Annotated in this window: 5 protein-coding genes; all 5 read left to right on the forward strand. The window is 69.5% G+C overall.

All coding sequences use genetic code 11. The features are described from left to right. Positions 1–2388, forward strand: a 2388-nt coding sequence (locus ACWDU1_RS28660) for an ATP-binding protein (RefSeq protein WP_450003206.1), incomplete at its 5' end; no start/stop codon positions are given. A 280-nt stretch (positions 2389–2668) separates the two neighbouring features. Further along, positions 2669–3133, forward strand: coding sequence for a MarR family winged helix-turn-helix transcriptional regulator (locus ACWDU1_RS28665; protein WP_450003207.1), 465 nt, complete (start codon positions 2669–2671; stop codon positions 3131–3133). Between the two features lie 146 nt (positions 3134–3279). Continuing rightward, positions 3280–4125, forward strand: coding sequence for an ABC transporter permease (locus ACWDU1_RS28670; protein ID WP_450003209.1), 846 nt, complete (start codon positions 3280–3282; stop codon positions 4123–4125). Next, a complete protein-coding gene (locus ACWDU1_RS28675) occupies positions 4122–4850 on the forward strand; it encodes an ABC transporter ATP-binding protein (RefSeq protein WP_450003210.1) in 729 nt (242 codons plus the stop codon). The genes ACWDU1_RS28670 and ACWDU1_RS28675 overlap by 4 nt, the downstream gene beginning before the upstream one ends. Positions 4851–4880: 30 nt before the next feature. Beyond that, the coding region (locus tag ACWDU1_RS28680; RefSeq protein ID WP_450003212.1) for an ABC transporter substrate-binding protein at positions 4881–5630 on the forward strand (750 nt) is incomplete at its 3' end.

Here is a 5630-nt window from a genome sequence, read left to right on the forward strand (position 1 = left end):
GAGATGGCGCTGCAGGAGCGCGGCACCGCTGCGGACCCGCCCGGGCAACCCCGGATACCGGCGCAACGCCGGCCGATCGGCCCGGACTCCACCGGGAACCTCCCGCTCGAGCTGACCAGTCTGGTCAACCGGCGTTCGGAGGTCGTGGAAATCAAGAATCTGCTGTCCACCGCGCGGCTGGTCACGCTGGCCGGGCCCGGCGGAGTGGGCAAGACCCGGCTGGCCCTGCGGGTCGCCGCGCAGGTGCGCAGGGATTTCGCCGACGGGGTGTGGCTGGTCGATCTGACCGATGTCACCGAATCCGCGATCCTGGTGGATGTGGTGGCCGCCGCGGTGGGGGTGCGGGGCCAGGCGGCCCGTCCGACCATCGACGTGCTCGTCGAGAATCTGTGCACCCGGGAAACGCTGCTGGTGCTGGACAATTGCGAACAACTGGTCGATCCCGTCGCGGAATTGGACGAGGCGCTACTGCAGGGCTGCCCCGGGCTGCGGATTCTGGCCACCAGCCGGGAACCGCTGAATATCGCGGGGGAGGCGGTCCTGCGGGTGGCCCCGCTCACCGTGCCGGATCCGGACCGGGAGCCCAGTCTGCTCGGGATGCCGCGCTTCGACGCGGTGAACCTGTTCACCGAGCGTGCCGCGACCGCGGTACCGGGATTCGAACTCGACGAGGACAACAAGGCCGCCGTCGCGCGGATCTGCGCGCGCTTGGACGGGCTGCCGCTGGCCATCGAACTGGCGGCCGCGCGGCTGGCCACGATGACGCCACAACAGATCCTGGAGCGGCTGGATATCCGCAAACCGGTCCTCACCCGTGGCGGGCGGACCGCCCCTCAGCGCCAGCAGACCCTGCGGCAGTGCATGGACTGGAGTTTCGAGCTGTGCACTCCGGCCGAACAACAACTGTGGGCCCAGCTGTCGGTATTCGCCGGAGCCTGCGAACTCGATGCGGTGGAAGGGGTCTGCGCGTTCGATCCGTCGCCCGACAGTGTGCTCGACGTGCTGTCCTCGCTGGTGGACAAATCCATCCTGATCCGGGTGGAATCCGATGGCGCCGTCCGCTTCCGGATGCTGGAGACGCTGCGGGACTACGGCCGGGAGGTGCTGCGGGACCAGGGCCGGGAACCGGAACTGCGCCGCCGCCACCACGAATGGTACGAGCGGTTGTGCGCCGACGCGGCGGCCGGCTGGATCGGCCGGGAACAACCGGCCTGGATCGCCCGGCTCGCCCGCGAACAGTCCAATCTGCGCGATGCCCTGGAGTACTGCCTGGCCGAGGATACCGAAGCCGCGGCCGCCGCCGGGCTGCGTATCGCGACCGGGCTCTTCGAGTTCTGGAACTTCCGCGGTATGTACCGGGAGGGGCGGTCGTGGCTGCGGCGGGCGCTCGAGCGGGCCGGTACCGGGGCGGCACCGGAACGGATCGATGCCCTGTGCGCCGCGTCCAAACTGGCCGCGACCCACGGGGAGTTCCAGGCGTCGGCCGATGCGCTGGCCGCCGCGGGGGAGCTGGCCGGGACGGATCCCGCGCCGATGGTGCGCGCGCAGATCGCGTACTGCGAGGGCCTGCTGGCCATGTCCCGCGGTGAACCCGAGGCCGCACCGGCCTGTTTCGAGCGCACCGCCGAACTCACGCGGTCGGAACCGGCGTGTCAGTTACGGATGAGCGCGCTCACGCTGAACGGCTGGGCGCACGAACTCGGCGGCGATCCCGCCGGGGCCAGGGAGTACTACCGGGAGGTGCTGGCGATCACCGAACCGCGCGGCGAGGTGCTGCACCGGGCCGCCGCGTTGCGGGGCGTCGGTGTGGCGGTGTGGCGCGACGGTGATTCGGTGCGGGCCCGGGAACTGCTGGAGGAGGCACTGCGGGTCAACAGCGGGCTGAACAGCAGCGTGATCAATATGTTCTGTCTCGAGGCCCTGGCCTGGATTGTCGATACCCCGGCCGGGGCCGAACGCGCCGCGGTGCTGATGGGCGCCGCGGAAGGGCTGTGGCCCAAGGGCGCGCGGGTGACGACGGTCTTCCACAATATGGCCGGCTTCCACGAGGAATGTGAACGCTCGGCTCGTGCGGCACTGGGGGATCGCCGGTACGAGGCCGCGCATCGGCAGGGGTGCGCCATGGGTATGGAGGCGGCCGTCTCCTACGCGCTCGGTGTCCCGGCCGCCGAGGCCGGTGGTGGGACGGAGCGGGCACCGAAACTGACCAGACGCGAGCGCCAGGTGGCCGACCTGGTGGCGCAGGGTCTCAGCAACAGGCAGATCGCCACGAAGCTGGTGATCTCCCAGCGCACCGCCCAGGGGCATGTCGAGAACATTCTCAACAAACTGGGGTTCACCTCGCGAACCCAGATCGCGGCCTGGATCGTCGAGAACACCCAGCGCTGAGCGGTCACCGATCGCATTCGGATCGCCGCGATCGCAAAGGCGGCCGGCCCCCGCACCGGGTACGGGAACAGGGGTTTGAGCTGGCCTGATCGTAGAGCGAGCTCGTCGGTCCCGACCCGGTGCCGCCGTGCAGTACCACTGGTAATTGCTTGATCATTGTTAACCTTTTCGCGTCGGCCACGAACCGGAGACCGGCACCCGCGAGCGAAGGGAACCGGCATGACGACCACACAGTGCCGGGTCACCCCGCCCGCGAAGCCACCGCACGAAGGGACCGCCGATGACCCCGTCCGATTCCGCGGCGGCCGACGAGGATTTCCCGGCGGCGGTGGAGCGGGTGCAGGTCGCGCTCATCCAGGCGGCCCGGCAGTTCCGGATGATGGATCGTGCCGGAGCCAACCAGTCCGCGCGCAGCACCCTGGCGGCGATCGTCAAATTCGGCCCGCTGTCGATGTCGGAACTGGCGGCGCACGAGGGCGTGGATCCGGCCAGCGTTTCGCGAACGGTCCGCAGGCTGGAGGAATCCGGCGACGTCGCGCGCCGCACCTCGGAAACCGACGCCCGGGTCAACCTGATCGAAGTGACCGAATCCGGCCGGGAGCTGTTCCTGCGCAGCCGCCGGCAGCTGACCGAGATCATCCTCGCCCGGATCTCGGAACTGCCGCCGGACCAGCGGGCCACGATCGCCGCGCTCGGCGCCGGACTGGAACTCCTGGTGTCGGTGACGGGCCCGCGCGCCTCCTGACCGCCCCACCGGGCTGTCGCTCCTGTCCGTCGCCCGGTACGTCTCGCCCTCCCGCATCCTGACCCGGCCCGATATCGGGCCTCCCACCATTCACACGCTGCTCCGCCGGCGACGCATGGCGTCGCTGGCCGACCGAACGGATTCCCATGACTGTCCTGAGTGCAGAGCCCACGACCGGACGGGCCGGTCGCACGCCACCGGTCCGGCGTCCGGCCCGGGCCTCGCGCGCCGCCACCGCCGCGGGGGTGATCGCCCCGCCGCTGACGCTGATCATCCTGCTGGCGGTGGGCTGGAATGTGATGGCGGCGCGGATGAACAGCCCGCTGGTCCCGTCACTCGGGGCGATCGCCGATGAGCTGGTGACACTGGCCGGCGACGGATCGCTGTGGACGAATCTGCAGGTGACGTTGACGCGGGTGCTGCTGGGCTTCGCGGTCGCGTTCCTGGCCGCGGTGGTGCTCGGAATCGCCATGGGACGTAACCGGTACATCCAGCGCTTCCTCGAACCCGCGGTGCTGCTGGGCCTGGTGACGCCCGGGCTGGTGAAGGCCCTGCTCTGCGTGATCTGGTTCGGCATCAGCATGGTCAACCCGATCCTGGCCGTGGCACTGGCCGCCGCGCCCGCCCTCATCGTCAACATCACCCAGGGTGTCCGAGACGTCGATCCGCAGTTGCACGAGATGGCCCATGTGTACCGCTTCGGCGCGTGGACCCGGCTGCGCCGGATCTGGCTGCCCGCCCTGGCACCCTCGCTGTTCACCGGCGCCCGTCTCGGTATCGCGATGGCCTGGAAGGTGATCGTGCTGGTCGAGATCTTCGGACTGGCCAGCGGAGTCGGATACCAGCTGAACCTGGAGTTCTCCAATCACAATGTGGCCGGTGTGCTGGCCTGGACGATCGCGTTTGCGCTGGTGATGACGGCCATCGAGTACGGCGTCCTGCAAACCCTGGAACGGCGGGTCTCCCGCTGGCGTAAGGAGTCCGCGGTATGAGCGCCGGTATCGAGTTGCGCGATATCTCCAAATCCTTTGTGAGCAAGAAGGACGGCACCGTGCAGACCGTCTTCGACGGCTTCTCGCTGGAAGTGTCCGCCGGCGAACTGGTCTCGCTGGTGGGCGCCTCGGGCACCGGCAAGACCACGCTGCTGCATCTGGTCGCCGGACTCGAGGCGCCGGATTCCGGGGTGATCCGGGTGGGCGCGGGAACGGGCCCGATCCGGACCGGGATGGTGTTCCAGCAGCCGCGGCTGCTGGACTGGATCAGCGTCGCCGAGAACGTCGCGATCGCCGCGAAATCCGCCGGACAGAGCGTCGCGGCCGTTCCGGAGCTGCTCGACGCGGTCGGATTGAGTGAGTACGCCGACGCGTATCCCTCGGTGCTGTCCGGCGGGCAACGGCAACGGGTGGCGGTGGCCCGGGCCTTCGCGGTGGACCCGGACGTCGTCCTGTTCGACGAACCCTTCAGCGCGCTCGACGAACTCACCGGCCGCAGGCTGCGGCTGCTGCTGCAGACCCTGCTCGTCCAACGCTCGGTCACCGGGCTGCTGGTCACCCATAACGCCCTCGAGGCGGCGTTCCTGTCCGACCGCGTCGTGGTGCTGGCCGACCGCCCGGCCCGGGTCGTGCGGGACATCCGGGTCACCCTGGCGCGCCCCCGCTCCACCGAGGACGCGGCCCTGTTCGACCTGCACCGCGACATCATCGCCCATATCGCCTGACAGCGATCCGACCCCAGAAACGGAGACCCCGTGTCCGCACCACGTGGCAACATCTTCACCCGCGAATCCGCCCTCGGACCGGCCGTCACCCGGCGGCAGGCCCTCCGGGCCGGAGCCGCGCTGGCCGGGGGACTCGGGCTGGGTTCGCTGCTGGTCGCCTGCGGGGGTGCCACCACCACAGCGGTCGACGCGAACGGTAACCCGCTGCCCCCGATCAAGATCGGTGCCGTACAACCGGGGACGGCGGGATCGGTGATCGATCCGATCACCGATCAGTTCGGCCTCGCGGCGAAGCACGGCCTGGATCTGGTCCGCGACGGGGGTGGCGGGGTCGGTACCGGGCAGGAGAACCTCCTGACCGGCCTGCTCGATACCTTCGCCTTCGGGCCGCTGGGCGCCACCGAGGCCAATATCTCCGGACACGATGTGGTGATCGTGGGACCCCAGCTCTGGAACCACGGACGCTGGCTGGTGCCGGCCGACAGCGATATCGCCTCGGTCGAGGATCTGCGGGGTAAACGGATCGGGGTACAACCGGCGAGTTCCGATACCTACAAGGCGGCCGCGCTGGGCCTGGCGGTCAACGGGATCGATTTCGAACGTGAGTTCCAGATCTTCCCGGGGCAGCCGATCGCCAATCTGGCGCTGTACGAACGGGGCGATCTCGACGCCATCATCGCCATCGAGCCCAACGCCACCCGGCTGGTCGCCCAGGGCAACCGCCAGATCGCGACCGTCTCGCAGCTGTGGCAGAAAGGCACCGGCGACGCGAATCCGTTG

This window comes from Nocardia sp. NPDC003345, from assembly GCF_053589395.1.